We start from the raw sequence: 18,091 nt of genomic DNA on the forward strand, positions 1-18,091 counted from the left end.
TCTTAGTGGAAGTAGGTGTCGGAGTCGAGGCGCGGCGGCGCACCGGTTTCGAGGGCGTCAATGGCGGCGAGCTGCGGTGGCGTCAGGGCGAAATTGAAGACGTCAAGGTTTTCGCGCTGGCGTTCCAAGTGTGCCGACTTGGGGATGGCGATCCGGCCGTGCTGGACATGCCACCGCAGGACGATCTGGGCCGGTGTTTTCCCAAGCTCCCTGGCCGGGCCGCTGATGGCATGGTGGCTGAGGAAGCTGCCGTTGCGGCCCAGCGGGCTGTAGGCAGCGGTCAGGATCCGGTGCCCGGCGTGCCAGCCAAGCTGTGCCGGTTGGCCGTGTTCGGGGTCCACCTGTACCTGGTTCAGGGGTACCCGCAGCCCCGCGGCCTGCACGCGCTGCAGGTGGGCCGGCTTGAAATTGGAGACACCCCATGCGCGGATGCACCCGTCATCCATCAGCTGCTGGAGTCCCTCGCAGGCTTCCACGAACCGTCCCTGGGCGGGGTTGGGCCAGTGGACCAGGAACAGGTCGAGGTAGTCCGTGCCCAGCCGCCGGGTTGCTTCCGCGAAGGCTTCCCGGACGCCGGTCCGGCTGTGCCACCGGGTGTTGAACTTTGTGGTGAGGAAGAGCTGGCTCCGGTCAATTCCGCTGCGGCGGATTCCTTCACCCACGGCTTCCTCGTTGCCGTAGTTCTCGGCGGTGTCGATGTGCCGGTAGCCGCTGCCGATGGCCTGCGAAACGGCGGCGGACGCATCCTCACCCATCAGCGGCCAGGTCCCCAGGCCGATGAGCGGGATCTGCACGCCCGGCACCAGACCGGTGGTGGTTCCGCCTGCGGTGGTGGTGCTCATTGCACACCCGCCTTCGTGGGTATCCCTGATTCGCGCAGCGCGTCGGCCTTCGCCAGCACCGCGTCCACGCCGGCCTTGAGCCGCCGCGCCCACCCGAGCTCACCCAGTTCAGCCGCGCGCCGGTCCGACGGCGCCTCCGCACTGACGGGAAGCCCGTCCGGCAGTGCCGCCACCACCCCGGCAAGGTCAAACCCGCCCTCGCCGGGAACCTCCCGTTCCGACCGGGATTCGGTGATGAGCGCGTCCCGGCTGGCTGGCCGTTCCGCCGGGCCGTCACACAGTTGAAGCAACGGCACAAGGGCTGCGTGGGCGCGCAGCGCATCCCACTGGCCGGCGGCGCCTGCACCCACCAAGCGGTTGAAGTGCAGCGTGTCCACCACGATGTTGCAGCCGGCGCGGCGGGCGAGATCCGCGGCCTGGGCAATGGACGCAACCGGCTGGTACGAGATGGCTTCCAAGGTGGGGGTGATGCCAAAATCGCGGCCGTCCTCGGTCATCGACCGCAGCGTGGTGAGCAGCCTTCCGGCGTCGGGATCCCCTCCTGCAACAGTGATGGAGCTGGCGCCCAGCGCCTGGCCGGCCTCCATCATCCGCAGCCAGGCCTCGCGCTGGTCGCTGCCGTCCAGCAGCAGGAATTCGATGTCCCGTACGGTGACGCCGGTGTCCCGCATGCGCGCCAGGGCCTCCCTCAGCATCGGCGAGCCCGGCTGCAGGTCATAGGGCCGTTCCGTGGGCGTTACCGGACGGACCCGCACGCCAATGAAGTCGAATCCCGCCTGGGCGGCAATGCCAACGAGGTCCGGCGGGGCGGTGTTGAGCAGGGAAAGTTGGGCCAGCCCGACGGGCCGGGGCGGGGTGTGCGTCATCGGGGTGCGCCGTTCAAGCTGTAGTCCGTGCTGTCCATCGAGTCCGTGCCGTCCAATGAGCCGGGGGCCAGGCGGACGGCGATCCTTTGCGCCGCGTCGTAGCCGCTCTTGACCGCATTGGAGGCGATCGCCGGCGTCTGGTCCACCACCGTTCCGGCCAGGGTCACGGGCACTCCGGCCATAAGGCTCAGTTCCGCATCGCGGGCCTCGGCCGCGACAGAGCCGTCAAGCGGAACCACGGAGCGCGAGACCAGCAGCGGTCCCGGCGCGTCCAGCCATTCCCCCTCGGGCGGGCAACCCGGTCCGGACACCCGGACCCGGGTTCCGTCGTATTCCTCGATGACGGTGTCCAGCCGGATCCGGACCCGGGAGTTCGCCTGGAGCCGGGGAACGGCCAGGATCTTTGCCCTGCGGCCGGATTCCGGGGCGATCGCGTCCTGCGGCCCGAGCAGCAGGACCGCCGTTCCCCTGGCGGCCAGGGTGTCGGCAACGCTCATGGCAACGGAATCGGCGCCCCAGATCGTCACGGCCTCGGGCATGGCGGCGCCGTCCACCGGTTCGGCGAGGACTTCCGGGTGGCCGGCCAGCCAGTCCCGGATATCCAGGACGTCCTCAGAGCCTGCGCCCGGGAAGCCGGCGCCGGGCCGGAGACCACCGGTGGCAAGCACGACGGCGTCTGCCGCAGTCCCGCGGACCAGGGCGTCCAGGCGGGTGGTATCCACGTGCGATCCCAGCTTGAGATCGATGCCCAGCCGGGCGTTTTCTGCGGCCGACCATTCGGTGAAGCGGTGGAAGTCGGGCGTGGACTTCATCCGCTCCGCTAAGGCGAACTGGCCGCCCGGCCGCCCGCCGTCGTCGAACACTGTCACTTTCGCCCCTGCTTCGGCGAGTTCCCGGGCGGCGGTGAGGCCGGCGGGGCCGGCGCCCACAACCGTCACGCGGGCGCCCTCGCGGACGGCCGGCGTCGGGACCGGGACGCGGGAGCGGCCCACCGCGGGGTTGACGGTGCAGGTCACCTGGCCGAGTCCCAGGTTGTCGATGCAGACGTTGCAGGCGATGCAGGGGCGGTAGCGGTCGCCGTGGAGGACACCGCCCACAAAGGCCGGGTCGGCGTGGATGGCACGGGCGAGGCTGACGAAATCGCAGGTCCCCGCGGCGAGGACTTCTTCGATGATGCCCGGCGAGTTGAGCCGGCCGGCCATCCCCAGGGGGATGCCGAACTGGCGGTAGGCCCGGGCGTAGCCGGCGAGGATGCCGGGCTTCCACTCCCCCGACTGGACGATCCATTCACCCGCTTCGTAACTGCCGGCCGAGATGTCCAGGAAGTCCAGCTTGTCCAGGTGGGCCTTGGCGGTGATGGCCACCTGCCCTTCGGCGGAAATACCGTTGGCGGGGCCCTCCAGTACGGAGACCCGCATGCCCACGATGGTGTCCGGAACTGCGGCCCGGACTGCGTCGATGACCCTGTTCATGAAGTACTCGGGCGCGCCGAACCGGTCCGTGCGGTGGTTGGAGATGGGTGACATGAACTGGTGGATCAGGTAGCCGTGGGCGCCGTGGAGGTTGATGACGTCGAAGCCGGCCTGTACCGCGCGCCGGGCAGCCTGGGCGTAGGCTTCGACGAGCCCTTCGCATTCGTCGCTGGTGAGCTCGCGCGGGATTTCGCCGCCTGCCACCTCGCACGGTACGGGCGACGGCGCCACGTTCTTGAACCCGGACACGGCGGCCTGCGCGGTGCGGCCGCCATGGTTGAGTTCGACGGCGGCCAGCGCGCCTTCCCGGTGCAGCGCGTCCGTGAGTTTCCGCAGTCCCGGGATCATGGCGTCAGTGTGCAGGCCCAGCTGGTGGGTGCGGCCCTTCCCGTCGGCACGGACGTAGGTGGCTTCCGTGGTGACCATGCCCAGCCCGGCTTTGGCCCGGGTCACGAGGTAGTCGATGTACTGCTCGGTGATGCGCCCGTCGGTGGTGCCGTAGTTGCGTTCCATCGGAGCGGAGGCAAGCCGGTTGCGGAGGGTCTTGGGGGTGCGGCCGTTGCGCCCCAGTGTCAGGGGGCGGGCGGCGTAGCGCGTGTTCTGTTCCATTGTTCTTCCTTAGCCCCCAACCTGTGCGGGGGATTGTGCGCTTTCGGGCAGCGGGGTGAAGCGGACCGGGCTGCCTGTCCGGGATGATTCGTAGACCGCCAGCAGGATCCGCAGCGCTTTGGTGGCATCGCGGCCGGTGATGGCCGGTTCGCCGCCTTCACGGACTGCTTGGACAAAATCGCGGACCTGGGTGGTGTGGTGCGGAATGAGTTGGCCGTTGATCGTGGCCAGGGGGACGTTTGGCTCCATTCCTTCCGGGTGGGCAGGCTCCGTGCTGACGGTGCCGCCCACTGCCCACAGGTCCACCCGGCCGTCGCTGCCTTCGGGGAATTCGGTCAGCGACGCGGAGGCTCCGGTCTCCCCCGTGATTCGGATCTGGACGCCCAAACTCGGGGACACCGCCGTCGACGCTTCAAGCGTGGCCATGGCGCCGGAGGTGAAGGTGATGACTGCTGTCGCCGAGTCCTCCACCTCGATGTGCCCGCCGTGTTTGTAGGTGTTGATCTTGCCGTACACCTCGGCAACATCGCCCATGAACCACTGCAGCAGGTCGATGTAGTGGATGGCCTGGGTCATCAGGACCCCTCCGCCGTCGTTCGCCCAGGTCCCGCGCCAGGCGTCCCGGGAGTAGTACTCCGGGTCGCGGTGCAGCATCACCGAGCACTGGCCCAGGATGGGCCGGCCCAGGGTCCCGTCGTCGATTGCGGCGCGGATGCGCTGGGCTGCCGGCCAGAACCGCCGCTGGAAGAGGACGCCCAGCTTCACTCCCGCTTCGTCGCAGGCCTGCACCATGCGCTCCGCGGATGCCAGCTCGACGGCGATCGGCTTCTCGCAGAGCACGTGCACTCCCGCTGCGGCCGCCTGCAGCACCACCTCTTCGTGGGTGGGGTGCGGCGTGCAGACGGAGACGATATCCAGATCCAGTGCCAGCAGCGCATCCACGGTGCCCGCGGCGTGGGGAATCCCCCACTCCCGTGCCGTTGCCTCTGCACGGTGGGGGTCGATGTCGCAGACGCCAACGACCTCGACGCCGTCGAGGGAACGGAATGCGGTCAGGTGGTTGTGGGAGATCGCTCCGCATCCGGCGATTCCAACGCGCAGCGGGCGGGAGGTGGCGGGTGAGGGGGTGGTCATCGGCGAATGCCATCTTTCTGGTCGGAGTGGGAGGCGGGTGTTGCCTGGTGGAAGGTGGCCAGCATGTGGTCCGGGTCCGCGGGGATGCCGGTGAAGAGTTCGAATGCCGCGGCGGCCTGCCCCACCACCATCCGTCCGCCGTCCAGGACCGCGCAGCCCTTCTCCCGGGCGGCCGTGACCAGCGCGGTCTCGAGCGGACGGTAGATGACGTCCGCCACCCAGAGCCCGGGGTGCAGCAGGTGGGGATCCACTGGGATCCCGGGATGGCCGGTCATGCCGATCGGCGTGGTGTTGACCAGGCCGTCCGCGGTGCGGATGGTTCCGGCGATGGCATCGGTGCGGGCAGCCACCACCTCGCTGTTGGGAAAGTGGGGGGCCAGCCGGGCGGCGAGGCTTTCGGCCCGGTCGGGTTCGATGTCCGCGATCACCAGGTGGCCGGCACCGGCGTTGAGGAGGGCGTAGGCCACGGCCGCCCCGGCACCCCCGGCGCCGACCTGCACGACGGAGTTGATGGGCGCCGAGGGGAGCCCGGCACGAAAGCCGCCGATGAAGCCGGTGTGGTCGGTGTTGTGGCCCACTGCCCTGCCGCCGTGAAAGGTGATGGTGTTCACGGCGCCGAGGATGCGGGCATCGGGCGAGAGCTCGTCCAGGCCGTCCTGCACCAGCTGCTTGCTCGGGTGGGTGACGTTGAGCCCGTCGTATCCGAGCTCCGCTGCGCTCCTGACCAGCTCCGCGGACCTTCCGGGCTGCCCGCCCAGGGCGTCCAGGTCGATGATGCGGTAGGTGTAGGCCAGGCCAAGCCTGTCCGCTTCCGCTTCATGCAGGCCGGGGGTGAGTGAGCCGGCGATGCCGGCGCCGAGCAGCCCCACGACGAACCGGTGGTGGACATCGGGTTTACGCGGCTGGAGCGGCTGCGGACCCGCCAGGGTTTGCAGCATCACGCCTGCACCTTGTCTGCTGCCAGGGCCGACGGCGCGTGGTGCCGGGAGTCGGCCGCTTTCAGTCCCAGCAACGGCGTGGGAGTCCTGGCCGTCTCGGGTGCCGTCAGCGCCGCGACGGCGGAGACGGCGCAGGCTGCTGCGGCGAAGATGGCGACCGGAACCCAATTGGTCTTGTCGCCGCCGATCAGCAGTTCGGAAATCACCGGGGCGAACCCTGCCAGGAGGAGGCCGAACATCAGGCTCACGGCCATCCCGGAGTAGCGGACCTTCACCGGGAACTGCTCCGGGAAGTAGGCGGGGTAGATGGCGTTGGTTGCGGTGTAGGCAAGGCCGATCAGGGCGATGCCGGTGAGGAAGATCAGGGGTACGTTCGCGGCCGTCAGCGCCGCGAAGAACACGAAGATCATGGCCATCTGCAGCACCAGTCCGGACAGGAAGACGGGCTTGCGGCCGATGCGGTCGGAGAGGATGCCTGCCAGCGGGCCCATGCCCACGGCGGCGAGGTTGGCCACGGCGATCACGGTCAGCATCAGGCCCTTTTCCACCCCGACGACGGAGGTGGCGTAGCTGAGGGCGAAGACGTTGATGATGGTGTTGATGATGGTGAACAGCGACATTGCGGTGACGCGAAGGACAGTTACCCAGTGGTGCCGGAAGAGCGTAACCAGCGGTACCTTGACCACTTCATCGTGGGCCTTGACTTCCTTGAACACCTCGGGTTCTTCGAGGAGCCTGCGGAGCACGAAGGCGATGACGGTGACCACGGCGCTGGCCAGGAACGGGATCCGCCAGCCCCAGGCCAGGAGCTGCTCCTCGGGCATGGAGGCCACGGGGATGAAGACAAGGGTGGAGAGCACGATGCCGAACATGATCCCGCTCATGGTCCAACTGGTGTAGAAGGCCCGTTTCCCGTCGGGGGCGTGCTCGAGGGTCAGGGAGCTCGAGCCCGGCGATTCGCCGCCGGCCGAGAGCCCCTGGAGAAGCCGCAGCGCCACGATGAGGACCGGCGCCGTCATGCCGATCTGGTTGTAGGTGGGCAGGCAGCCGATGAGGAAGGTGGAGGTTCCCATCAGCAGGAGCGTGAGCAGGAGGACCTTCTTGCGGCCGAACTTGTCACCGAGGTGTCCGCAGATGACGGCGCCCAGCGGGCGGGCGACGTACGCTACACCGACCGTGGCGAAGGACAGCAGCATGGCGGACGGGCCGGGGGCGAAGAAGAGTTTTCCGAAGATCAGGGCTGCGGCCGAGCCGAAAATGAAGAAATCGTAGTATTCGAGCGCGCTGCCGACGAATCCGGAGACGGCTGCGATCTTGGCATTGTTCTTTGGGTGTGCTGGCACCGATGTCGACACTGACATGGTCTTCCCTTCATGGACTGGAACGGTTGTGCAGGCTGTGCGTGCGCTGCAACCGGGTGGCCGCATGGGGCGGCTTCTCCATCCAGTGTGGGTGCCATCACTTAGTTAGTCCACGACTAAATTGATCTAGCACTATGCTGCGATCGATCTATATTTGGTCAGGCTGTGACGGGCGGGAAGACCTCCTCGACGACGTCGAGCACGGCTTTCAGCACGGCTGAGTCATTGCCGGCGGACCAGGCAATGGCGTGGTTCATGTAGTGATGCGGAGCGTCCAGCGGCACGTAGGTTGCGCCGGAAGGGATGATGCTCGAGATTCCGCTGCTCATCAGCGTGACTCCGACCCCCGCCGCCACGAACGTCAGCACCATGTAAGGGTCCGACAACTCCTGGACGATGCGCGGCCGGAACCCCGCCGCCATGCAGGACGCCAGCAGCACTTCCGTCATGGAGGACGAGCCGTCCGTGGGCGGCGAAATGAAGTCGTCGCCCGACAGGCTCTGCAACTGTATCGACTTCTCCCGGGCCAAGGGATGGTCCAGCGGAAGCACTGCCCCGATTTCTTCCCGTGCAACAAGCCGGGCCACTACTGACGGATCCGGGGATTCGGCAACGCCGACGAAGGCCAGGTCAAGGGTTCCGTTGGCAACGCTTGCCAGGCCGTCCCTGGTGCGCACCCTGCTGGTGAGGTCCAGTTCAATGTCGGGGTGGCGCCGCCGCACTGCGCGCGTGAGCGGCGGCAGGGTCAAATGGTTCACGGCCCCGGAGAATCCGATCAGGATCTTTCCGCGGACACCCTCCACTTCAGCCAGGGCGGCCTCGCGCGCCAGGCGCATGTCCTGGAGCACGCGGTAGGCCCGCGGAAGGAGGGCGTGGCCGGCCGGTGTGAGCGCGACGCTCCTGGTGTTCCGCTCGAATAGGCGGGTGCCCAGGTCGTTCTCGAGCTTCCGGATTGTCTGGCTCAGCGGGGACTGCGAGGTATGCAGGCGGAGTGCTGCGCGGCCGAAGTGGAGTTCCTCGGCAACCGCAACGAAGGCTTCAAGCCACCGGATTTCGGTCATTTACGCGCCCCTTGCTGGCAGCCATCCTGTTGGCTGGCTACCCGGATCCATGGAAATGCATCAAGTGCACTGGGATTATAGTAACGGGGCAACTAGGTTGAATCAGCGCTCAATCGGGCCAGGACCTCGGCCCACCGGGAGGCACATGGAACTGCGGCAGATTGAGGCATTCCTGGCGGTCGCCGAAGAGCTTCACTTCGGCCGGGCGGCCAGCCGCCTGCGCATGGCACAGTCACCGCTGAGCCAGACCATCAAGAAGCTGGAAAAGAGCCTGGGTGCGGAGCTGTTCGAGCGCAATACCCGGGCCGTTTCGCTGACCACGGCAGGGCTGTCCTTCCTGCCCCACGCCCGGAAGATCCTCGAGGAGCTGGACCTCGCCCGGCGGGCCGCAACCGCTGACACGGGGACGGTTTACGGCCGCCTGGCCATCGGGTTCTCCGGTGCACTGAACCACACCACGTTGCCGCCGCTGACCCGCGCCCTGCGCCAGCGCTACCCCGGACTGGACCTCACCCTCAGCGGCGGACTGCTGACGCAGGACGCCCTGGGCCACCTGCACAACGGCTCGATGGACCTGGCCTTCATCGGCCTGCCGGTGGACGCGCCGTCCCTTGCCACCCGGCGCATCGCGGTGGAACCGCTGGGAGCCACGGTCCCGGTGGACCACCCGCTGGCCGGGCGGTCCACGATCGCGTTGCATGAACTGGCCGCGGACGGCTTCGTCACCATGCCCGAGGCCCAGGGGTCGACCCTCCGGGAGGCCATCTTTTCCGCGTGCACCGCTGCAGGGTTCCGCACGCGCGTGGCGCAGGAAGTGTCGGATCCCTACACCGCATTGTCCCTGGTGGCCGGCGGCGTGGGGGTAAGCCTCATGCCCCGGTCGGTCGCCGCGATCATGCCCGGCGGCACGGTGTTCATTCCGCTCTCGGGCAGTGCGCCGCGGCTGGAATCCGGCATTGCCTGGAATCCAGTCCTCGTCTCCCCTGCCCTTAAGCTGGCGCTGCAGGTGGCGGAGGAAGTCCTCCCCACGCCCCCAGCCTGAAGCCCGGGCAGGGGCGGGCCGGGGCCCAGGAACTCTTCTCCCGCAGGGTCCCCGACTATGCAATTCCCGCACATAGTCCTTGATCGAATAAGTATTGGACTTGTCTCAATCGGGTCAGCACCATGGAATCACCCGGACCGGCCCGACAAGCCGGCACACCTCCCGACTCAATGAAGAGGAACTTTCCATGGCCACTTTCGCCGTCACCTACTCCTACGCGAACGGGACCGCCGCTGCCCGCGACACGCACCGTCCCAGCCACGTGGAGTTCCTCCAGTCGCAGTTCGACGGCGGCCGGCTCCTCAAGAGCGGCCCCTTCGGCCCGGACGAGGCACCTGGCGCACTGTTGGTCATTGAAGGCGAGTCCAAGGCCGATGTTGAGGCCCTGATGGACCAGGACCCGTTCTTCCGGAACAACCTGGTCGAAGAACGCAGCATCCGGCAGTGGAACATCTTCTTCGGCGCGGACGGGAAGTAGGGAAAGATGCTGACCGCACGCACCATCGCCAAGGAAACCATCCGCTACGAAGAAGTGGCTGAGCCCTCCCTGGAAGCAGGCCAGGCCTTGGTCCGGGTCCACCACGTCGCCCTCTGCGGGACGGACCTGCACATCTGGGAGGACGACTACCCCACCGAGCTGCCCATCGTGCAGGGCCACGAATTCTCCGGCGTCGTGGAGGCCATCGGGGACAACGGCGCCAACATCAGCGTCGGCGACCGGGTAGCCGTCAGTCCCGTGACGTACTGCGGGCGATGCCAGCCGTGCAGGCTGGGCCGGCCCAACGTCTGCCGCGGCATCGGCTGCATCGGCTGCTATTCCGACGGCGCCCTCGTGGAACTGCTCAGCGTCCCCGTGGAAAAGCTGTGCCCTGTTCCCGACGGGCTGCCACTGGAGATCGCCGCGATGGGGGAACCGGCGTCGATCGCCATGCAGGCCGTGAACCGCGGCCGGGCAACGGCCGGCGAAACTGCGCTGGTGCTGGGCAGCGGACCCATCGGACTGCTTGCCGCCCTGTACCTGGCCGATTTGGGAGTGCAGGTCATTGCCGCCGACACGGAACTGGACCGTCTGGAGCTCGCCACCGCCTTCGGCGCGGCCGACACCCTCCGTGTGGATCCTTCGGGAACCTTTCCCGACGCCGGGCAAAGCGCGCGGCTGGATGCCCTGACGGACGGCAACGGCCCCATCCTGGTCATCGAGGCCACGGGCGTGCCGTCCTCGCTCGAAAACGCCATCCGGCTCGTGGCCAGCGCCGGCCGCATTGTCCAGGTGGGCATCTCGCCGCGCGCTGTCACGCTTTCCATGAAAGACATCCCCTTCAAGGAACTCGACATTATGGGCAGCCGCAACAGCCTGAACCTGATTCCCGACGGCTTGGCGCTGCTGGCCCGGCACCCCGGCCAGGCGCGGGCGCTCATGACGCACCGCTTTGGCTTCAGGGACCTGCCGGAGGCCTACGCGCTGATGGGCAACCGGACCGAAAAGGTGGGCAAGATCGTCATCGACATGCCCGCTGCGCAGGCTGCCGGAGCGGCCGCCCCTGCCCGGGAAGCGGTCACGGCATGAACTCCGTGACCACTCCCGTGGAGAATCTGGCCGGCTCCTACGACGTGGTGGTGGCGGGCAGCGGTGCCGCAGGGCTGGTGGCAGCGGTGCGCGCCGCCGACGCCGGCCTCTCCGTCCTGGTGGTCGAAAAGGCCCCGCAACTGGGCGGCACCACGGCAGCCGGCGGCGGCGTGATGTGGGCACCGAACAACCATCTGGCCCGGAAGGCGGGGTTCGCTGACAGCCATTCCGGCGCCGTCGCCTACCTCACCGAGGCGGGCCGGAACGTGCTGACGGATGCGGAAATCGAATGGTACGTCAGCACGGCCCCGCGCGCCGTCGAATATCTGGTCAACAACACCAAGGTGTCCATGACGCCGATCGCCCGGCCGGATTACCACATGGAGTGGGCCGGGGCCACTGATGGTGGCAGGGGCCTGGACAATGATGCGTTCGACCCCGCGGGCTATCCCGGCCTGGCGGAGCTGATCCGCCCGTCCTCGTACTTTCCGCTGCTGACCATGACCGAACGGGATGAACTGAACGGCCGGGCGGCCGACCCCGCGCTCCTGGCGCGCCGGGCCGCCGCCGGCGTGCGGACCATGGGCGGGGCCCTGGTGGGCAGGCTCCTCGCGAGCGCACTGGACCGCGGCGTACACATCGCCGCGTCGGCGCCACTCCAGGACCTGCTCCCGCTGGACAACGGGCCCGACGGCGGCCCCGGCCACGGCTGGAAGGTGACCATCGGCGAGGGCGGAGGCAGCAGGACGATGGAAGCGGCCGCCGTCGTCCTTGCCTCGGGCGGATTCGAATGGAACCCGCGCCTGCGGAAGGCATTCCTGCCTTTCCCCATCACCCCCATCAGCGCGCCCTCCAACGAGGGGGACGGGCTGGAACTGGGCCTCAAGGCCGGCGCCGCCGTGGCGGACATGACCACGGTGTGGGGCGTGCCGGTCATCAGCACCCCGGCGCACTTGTACGACGGCGTCCAGTCCGGACGGATGGGCAACGTGGAAATGACGCTGCCCGGGTCCATCACGGTCAACGCCGCAGGGAAGCGCTTCGTCAACGAGGCCCTGAACTACCATGACGTCTCCCGGCTGTTCGCGTCCATCGACCCGCACTCCCTGGGCCAGCAGAACAACCCGGCCTGGCTTGTCTTCGACTCCACCTACATGGCGAAGTACCCGGTGGCCGGCTCCACGCCCGGGAAGCCCGCGGACTGGATGGTGCGGGCGGACACGCTCCGTGAACTGGCTCGAAAGACCGGCATCGATCCGGCCGGGCTGAAGCGGACTGTGGCCAGGTTCAACACGGACGCAGCGGCCGGTGTCGATACTGAGTTCCACCGCGGCTCCACCCCGCAGGACCGCTTCCTGGGCGACGCCGGAGTGGCACCCAACCCCTGCCTGGCGCCGCTCACGGCGGGACCGTTCTTTGCGGTGCCGGTGTCGGCCGGGACCCTGGGCACCTCAGGCGGCCTGGACACCGACCTCGACGGGCGGGTTCTGGACCGCCACCGCCAGCCGATCCCTCGGCTCTACGCCGCCGGCAACGTCTCCGCCAGCGTCTTCCGCAACAACTACCCGGGCGGCGGCGCAACCCTCGGCTCGGCGATCACCCGGGCCTTCGCCGTCGGCGAGCACCTGGCTCAGGCCCTTGCACCGCTTGCGGCGGCTGCCGCGTCCGGTCCCGCCATGACGCAGGAGCTCCGATGACCCGCGCTAGTGAAACGGCCCAGCCCTCGCCCGTTTGGCCCGGCCGCTTCCAGGGCCAGGTGGTCCTGGTGACCGGGGCGGCCGGAGGCCTGGGGTCCGCAGCAAGCGACCGCCTCCGGGCCGAGGGGGCGACGGTGGTCAACACCGATGCACTCGGCACGGGCAACGGCGAGGCTCCTGGAATGTCCCTGCGCCTGGATGTCACGCAACGCCAGGACTGGGATGCGGTACTGGCCGGCGTGCTGGGGCAGCACGGCCGCATCGACGGGGCGCTCTTCGCCCACGGAGTGCAGGGACCTGAAACCGCGGTGCAGGACATGCCGTTTGCGGGTTGGTCGCGGACGTTCGCCATCAACCTCGACGGGTGCTTCCACGGCCTTGCCGCGCTGCTTCCCGTCATGCGGGCCGCCGGCTACGGCCGCATCGCCGTGCTGGCTTCCATCGCTGCGCGTGAGGGCAACGCCAACATGGCTGCGTATTCGGCGTCCAAGGCGGCCGTGGTGGCGCTGGTGAAGACGGCTGCCAAGGAGGCCGCGCCGGACGGAGTGACGGTGAATTCGGTGGCGCCGTCGATGTTCCGGACACGCCTCCTGGAGGACCTTTCGGCAGAGCGCAACGCCGAGCTACTCGCCAGGGTGCCGATGGGCAGGGTCGGCGAGCCGGCCGAGTTCGCGTCGCTCGCTGCCTGGCTGCTGTCCCCGGAGGCGAGCTACACCACCGGGCAGGTGCTGGACCTCAGCGGCGGCCGGAACACGGCGTAGCCTTCGGCGGACAACAAAAGGCCACGGCTGCTTTCCAGGCGGGGCCTTTCCAGAAGGAGAACGAGGGCCGCTCACTCTTGGAGCTTGCTGGCCATCACTTCGAAGTCCTCCACCGAGACGATGTGGGTCCATTAGTCAGCACAGAAGGCCGTGGCGCCCAAGGGGATAAAGTCAGGCCTACTTTGGAGCCGTGATACCCAGCCGGGCCATGCGCCGGTAGATCGTTGCGCGGCTGATCCCCAGTTCCGCCGCGGCCGCCGCCACAGTGGTTCCGGGCCGGGACAGGCACCTGGCAATCTCATCCCGCTCCACGGCCTCGATCCGCGTCAATTTGGGGCCTGAGCGTCCCATCAGCGCGGCCGGAAGGTGCCGCACATCGATGGTTTCCGTGCGCTGGGCCGCGTCCTGGACCATTCCGAACAGTTCGTCAATGTTGCCGGGCCAGCTGTACGCGGTCAGCGCATGTTCGGCCGCAGGCGTGAAGTCGACCTCCCGCATCCGGGCCTGGCGGGCTGCGTATCGGGCAAGGGGCATCACGTCGTCACCACGGTCCCGCAGGGCGGGCACCGGCACCACTGTCTCCACCAGCACAGCCAGCGGAGCGGGGATAGCGGTGAGTTCCTCCGCGGTTACGGCCCAGGTGACGGCGGTGGGATGGCCCGCGAATTCCGCCCCACGCGAGCTGACAGCGACGGCGCTGAGCTCCTGCGCCGCCCAGGCCGGGAGAAGGTCGATGTTTTCCACGATCACCGCGGTGTGGGGCTTGGACAGTTCCGGCGTCCACAGCGACAGCCAGGCTTCCACGTCCTGGGGTGCGGGGACCGCGGCGCAGAGGATGCGGCTGCCGGGGTGCGCCTGGCGGATGGCCTGGCCCAGCAGGGTGGCGCGGCCGGTCCCCGGTTCTCCGACGGCGGCGGCCACCTTGCCGGACACGAGCGCCACGGCCGCGGCGTCCAGGGCCTCGGTCCACGGCCGGGACATGGCGCGGAGCGTACCGGCCCCGGGTTCCAGCCGCCCGCGCTGAACCCGGAACACCCCTCCTTTCGGCCCCGCTTTCGGCTGCCGGCCGCCGGACTTGGCAAGCATCAAAGCGGACGTGGTGCTCGCGGCGGACTGCGCCAGGGCGAGGAGCAGCTCCGGGGAGGACTTGGACCAGGTGGTGATGTTGACGCTGCCCTCCAGCCGTCCGCTGAGCGGATCGAGCACCGGCACGGCGGCGCAGGTGTAGGTGCGGAGGCTGGCGCTGTAGTGTTCCTCCGCGCGGACCAGGCTCGGTGTGCGGTCGGCCAGGGCCAGGCCCAGTCCGGTGGTTCCCGCCTGCCGCTCGGAGAATGCGAAGCCCGGGGCCAGGTGCACCTTGTCCAGCGCCCGCAGCAGGGACGTGTCACCGCTGAACCGGTTGAGCACCAGCCCGTCGGCGTCCGTGAGCATCAGGCTCAACGGCTCGTTGGCCAGGGTCTGGTAGAGCCCGGTCAGGACCTCCTGCCCGCACTGGTAGAACAGGGAGTCGCCGTCCACGGATCCGGCCCAGACCGGGTCAACCTCCTCGGCTGAGACGCCGTATTCCTCGCTCCGCTGCCACGACGCGAGGAGGCGCCGCGAGGCAACCGCGAGCTCTGCGCCCGGCCCGCCGCGCTCCGGCCGCGGCACCGGCACGTTCCCATTCGGCACCATTGCCGTCCTCCTTGTCCTGCCTCATTCGAGACTACGTGCCGGCGTCCGGGAGGGCGAGACCCCGGCGTCTCAAAATGAGACACCGGTCACATGTTGACGGGCGAGGAACCGCCCTAGCCTCGTTGGTGTCGCGACTATGGCAGTCGCGGGGAGGAGAACACCATGTACAGCAAAGACGGCGAGAACTACTTCATCGTCGACGCCCACATCGCCCTGTGGGACGCCCGGCCGGAGAACCAGCGCAACGTTCACGGCAAGCAGTTCATCGATTGCTTCTACGACTACCACCGCAACCTCTCCCCCGCAGAGGAGCTGTGGACCTACGAGGAATACCTGTACCAGGGCGGCGAGCGCCTGATGAAGGACCTCTTCGATGACGGCTACGTGGACCACGCCATCTTCCAGCCGGCGTACCTGGGCGAGTTCTACAAGAACGGTTTCGGACAGACGAAGGAAGCCTACGAACTGGCCGCGGCAAATCCGGACAAGCTCACCTACAACCACTGCTTCGATCCGCGCGACGGCGAACGCGGCCTGGACCGGCTGCGCGCCGACCACGAGAAGATGAAGTTCACGGGGGTCAAGCTCTACACCGCCGAATGGCACGGAGAATCCCGCGGCTACAAGCTCTCCGATCCGTGGGCCTTCCGCTACTTCGAGGAGTGCCGGAAGCTCGGCATCAAGAACATCCACGTCCACAAAGGCCCCACCATCCGGCCCCTGGACCGCGATTCGTTCGACGTGTCCGACGTGGACCACGTCGCCTCGGACTTCACCGACCTGAACTTCATTGTGGAGCACGTCGGCCTGCCGCGGCTGGAGGATTTCTGCTGGATCGCCACCCAGGAGCCCAACGTTTACGGCGGTTTGGCCGTCGCCATGCCGTTCATGCACACCCGGCCGCGGTACTTCGCCCAGATCATCGGCGAGCTCATCTACTGGATCGGCGAAGACCGGATCTTCTTCTCCAGCGACTACGCCCTGTGGACCCCGCGCTGGCTGGTGGAGCGCTTCGTGGACTTCCAGATTCCGCAGGACATGACCGAGTACGCTCCCATCACCACCGAGCAGAAGAAAAAGATCCTGGGGCTGAACGCCGCGAAGATGTACAACATCCCGGTGCCGGCAGAGCTCCAGCTACCCGACGCCGGCGAAACGGCCACGGGCCCGCGCCAGCCGGAGCGGGCGGACCTGGCGGGCGCGGCATGACGGCGGCACTGACGGAACGCACCGCCAGAGACGCGACGGATGCCGGGGACTTGGCGGTACAGGACATCCGTCAGGCACTGGACGCCGTGCTGGATCCCGAGCTGGATGAGCCCATCACGGACCTGGGCTTCGTCCGCTCCATCGAAGTCACCCGCGCAGCGAACGGCGCCGAGGTAACCGTCCACCTGCGCCTGCCCACCTCGTTCTGCTCCCCCAACTTCGCCTACCTGATGGCGTCGGACAGCAAGGACGCCATCGCGGCGCTGCCCGGGGTGGGACGGGTGGTGGTGGAACTCGATGACCACCACGATTCCGCCCTGATCAATGCCGGCCTCGCGGCGGACGCCGGCTACCGGGGCACCTTCGGCCATGAGGCCGAGGACAGCCTGGACGGGCTGCGGCTGATGTTCCGCCGCAAGGCGCACACCGCCGCCATGGAACGCTGCCTGACCGAACAGCTGCGCGCCGATCCCACGCTCACCGAAGCGAACGTGGGGACGGTGCGGCTGGGTGACCTGCCGGCGGGCCGCACCAAGGACGCTTTAGTACGACGGCGGGAAGCGCTGGGGCTGCCCACGGAACCTGCCGCCGTCGTACTTGTTGACCATGACGGCCGCCCCTACCCTGCCGAGCAGGTACCGATGGCGCTGCGGCGGGCGCGGTCCACGCGCATTTCCATCGACGGCAACGCGCACTTCTGCCGGGGGCTGCTCCGCACCCGGTACGAGGGCTCGGGCGCCGACCAGGCGGACCGGCCCGAAGGTGCCGAGCCGGCCGACCATCACCACCTTCTTCCGTTCACAGTCAAGGAGACCCACCCATGAACACCATGCGAGCCGTCCAGGTGGTCGGCTACCACGAAGGCCTGAAGATGACCGAGGCGCCCATCCCGGAGGTGTCGGGGGCGTGGGACGTGGTGGTCAAGATCGGCGGAGCCGGTGTGTGCCGGACGGACCTGCACATCCTGGAGGGCCAGTGGGCCGAGAAGTCCCAGGTGCAGCTGCCCTACACCATCGGCCACGAGAACGCGGGCTGGGTGCACGCCGTGGGCAGTGCGGTGACCAACGTCAAGGAGGGCGACAAGGTGATCCTGCACCCGCTGATCACCTGCGGCTTGTGCCGTGCGTGCCGTTCCGGCGACGACGTGCATTGCGAGAACAGTAAATTCCCCGGCATTGACACCCACGGCGGGTACGCCGAATACCTGCTGACCTCCGCCCGCTCGGTGGTGAAGATCGACGATTCGCTGGAACCGGCGGACGTGGCGGCCCTGGCGGACGCGGGCCTGACGGCGTACCACGCGGCGGCGAAGGCGGCCAAGCGGCTGACGCCGCGGGACAACTGCGTGGTGATAGGTGCCGGGGGCCTGGGCCACATCGGCATCCAGGTGCTGAAGGCCCTCACGCCGAGCCGGATCATCGTGGTGGACCGCAACCCGGCAGCGCTGGAACTGGCCAAGTCCATCGGTGCCGATGAAGGTGTGGTGGCGGACGGCACGCAGGTGGAGCAGGTCCGTGCCCTCACCGGCGGCAACGGTGCGGAGGTGCTGATCGACTTCGTGGGCGAAGGCGGCGCGACGTCGGTGGGGATAGCGATGCTGCGGGAGGCAGGCGACTACTTTGTGGTGGGCTACGGCGAGGACATCAGCGTGCCCACCATCGACATCATCTCCTCCGAGATCAACATCATCGGCAACCTGGTGGGGTCCTACAACGACCTGCAGGACCTGATGGCGCTGGCCGCCCGCGGGGCGGTCACCCTGCACACCCAGAAGTACAAGCTGGACGATTTCCAGCAGGCCATCAGTGACCTGGACGCCGGTAAGGTCCGCGGCCGGGCGATCCTGGTCCCCTGATCT

The 18,091-nt window shown here is 68.2% G+C and carries 16 protein-coding genes; 8 read left to right on the forward strand and 8 right to left on the reverse strand.

The annotated features are described in order from the left end of the window. Nucleotides 1-2: 2 nt before the first annotated feature. From AB0280_RS16885 to AB0280_RS16915, 7 genes are all read right to left on the reverse strand, one after another. Nucleotides 3-842, reverse strand: a complete 840-nt coding sequence (locus AB0280_RS16885; RefSeq protein ID WP_307488650.1) for an aldo/keto reductase — start codon at nt 840-842, stop codon at nt 3-5. Beyond that, nucleotides 839-1,708, reverse strand: a complete 870-nt coding sequence (locus tag AB0280_RS16890; RefSeq protein ID WP_307488651.1) for a sugar phosphate isomerase/epimerase family protein — start codon at nt 1,706-1,708, stop codon at nt 839-841. Before AB0280_RS16890 ends, AB0280_RS16885 begins: the two co-directional genes overlap by 4 nt. After that, nucleotides 1,705-3,789, reverse strand: coding sequence for an FAD-dependent oxidoreductase (locus tag AB0280_RS16895; RefSeq protein ID WP_366367948.1), 2,085 nt, complete (start codon nt 3,787-3,789; stop codon nt 1,705-1,707). The genes AB0280_RS16890 and AB0280_RS16895 overlap by 4 nt, the downstream gene beginning before the upstream one ends. Before the next feature lie 9 nt (nt 3,790-3,798). Next, nucleotides 3,799-4,923, reverse strand: a complete 1,125-nt coding sequence (locus AB0280_RS16900; protein WP_366367950.1) for a Gfo/Idh/MocA family protein — start codon at nt 4,921-4,923, stop codon at nt 3,799-3,801. Then, nucleotides 4,920-5,861: a shikimate dehydrogenase gene (locus AB0280_RS16905; RefSeq protein WP_366368087.1), complete on the reverse strand. Its 942-nt coding sequence runs from the start codon at nt 5,859-5,861 to the stop codon at nt 4,920-4,922. The genes AB0280_RS16900 and AB0280_RS16905 overlap by 4 nt, the downstream gene beginning before the upstream one ends. Further along, the gene (locus tag AB0280_RS16910) at nt 5,861-7,222 is read right to left on the reverse strand and encodes an MFS transporter (RefSeq protein ID WP_366367952.1); all 1,362 of its coding nucleotides are present in this window, start codon (nt 7,220-7,222) and stop codon (nt 5,861-5,863) included. The genes AB0280_RS16905 and AB0280_RS16910 overlap by 1 nt, the downstream gene beginning before the upstream one ends. Nucleotides 7,223-7,380: 158 nt before the next feature. Then, complete coding sequence (locus AB0280_RS16915) at nt 7,381-8,283, reverse strand: LysR substrate-binding domain-containing protein (RefSeq protein ID WP_366367954.1); 903 nt, start codon at nt 8,281-8,283, stop codon at nt 7,381-7,383. Nucleotides 8,284-8,428: 145 nt separating this feature from the next. Here AB0280_RS16915 and AB0280_RS16920 point away from each other — a divergent pair, with 145 nt between their 5' ends. The 5 genes from AB0280_RS16920 (at nt 8,429) to AB0280_RS16940 (ending at nt 13,350) form a co-directional block, all read left to right on the forward strand. Next, nucleotides 8,429-9,325 carry a LysR family transcriptional regulator gene (locus tag AB0280_RS16920; protein WP_366367955.1) on the forward strand — a complete coding sequence of 299 codons (897 nt, stop codon included), beginning with the start codon at nt 8,429-8,431 and terminating at the stop codon, nt 9,323-9,325. 187 nt (nt 9,326-9,512) lie between these two features. Continuing rightward, nucleotides 9,513-9,803 (forward strand): YciI family protein, encoded by a 291-nt coding sequence (locus AB0280_RS16925; RefSeq protein ID WP_141943019.1) that lies wholly within the window; start codon nt 9,513-9,515, stop codon nt 9,801-9,803. Nucleotides 9,804-9,809: 6 nt separating this feature from the next. Continuing rightward, nucleotides 9,810-10,892, forward strand: a complete 1,083-nt coding sequence (locus AB0280_RS16930) for an alcohol dehydrogenase catalytic domain-containing protein (protein WP_366367956.1) — start codon at nt 9,810-9,812, stop codon at nt 10,890-10,892. Continuing rightward, the gene (locus AB0280_RS16935; protein ID WP_366367958.1) at nt 10,889-12,589 is read left to right on the forward strand and encodes an FAD-dependent oxidoreductase; all 1,701 of its coding nucleotides are present in this window, start codon (nt 10,889-10,891) and stop codon (nt 12,587-12,589) included. The genes AB0280_RS16930 and AB0280_RS16935 overlap by 4 nt, the downstream gene beginning before the upstream one ends. After that, a complete protein-coding gene (locus AB0280_RS16940; RefSeq protein ID WP_307488659.1) occupies nt 12,586-13,350 on the forward strand; it encodes an SDR family NAD(P)-dependent oxidoreductase in 765 nt (254 codons plus the stop codon). The genes AB0280_RS16935 and AB0280_RS16940 overlap by 4 nt, the downstream gene beginning before the upstream one ends. A 177-nt stretch (nt 13,351-13,527) precedes the next feature. On the opposite strand, the gene AB0280_RS16945 is transcribed toward AB0280_RS16940, so the two are convergent. Next, complete coding sequence (locus AB0280_RS16945; RefSeq protein ID WP_307488660.1) at nt 13,528-15,024, reverse strand: helix-turn-helix domain-containing protein; 1,497 nt, start codon at nt 15,022-15,024, stop codon at nt 13,528-13,530. A 162-nt stretch (nt 15,025-15,186) separates the two neighbouring features. Here AB0280_RS16945 and AB0280_RS16950 point away from each other — a divergent pair, with 162 nt between their 5' ends. The 3 genes from AB0280_RS16950 to AB0280_RS16960 are packed head-to-tail and all read left to right on the forward strand — an operon-like array spanning nt 15,187 to nt 18,088. Then, nucleotides 15,187-16,233 (forward strand): amidohydrolase family protein, encoded by a 1,047-nt coding sequence (locus tag AB0280_RS16950; protein WP_307488661.1) that lies wholly within the window; start codon nt 15,187-15,189, stop codon nt 16,231-16,233. After that, nucleotides 16,230-17,057 carry an iron-sulfur cluster assembly protein gene (locus AB0280_RS16955; protein ID WP_307488662.1) on the forward strand — a complete coding sequence of 276 codons (828 nt, stop codon included), beginning with the start codon at nt 16,230-16,232 and terminating at the stop codon, nt 17,055-17,057. The genes AB0280_RS16950 and AB0280_RS16955 overlap by 4 nt, the downstream gene beginning before the upstream one ends. After that, entirely contained in the window at nt 17,054-18,088 is a 1,035-nt protein-coding gene (locus AB0280_RS16960; protein WP_307488663.1) for an NAD(P)-dependent alcohol dehydrogenase, read from the forward strand. Before AB0280_RS16955 ends, AB0280_RS16960 begins: the two co-directional genes overlap by 4 nt. Nucleotides 18,089-18,091 lie beyond the last annotated feature (3 nt).

Source organism: Pseudarthrobacter sp. 902506025 (assembly GCF_040702325.1).
Lineage (GTDB): Bacteria > Actinomycetota > Actinomycetes > Actinomycetales > Micrococcaceae > Arthrobacter.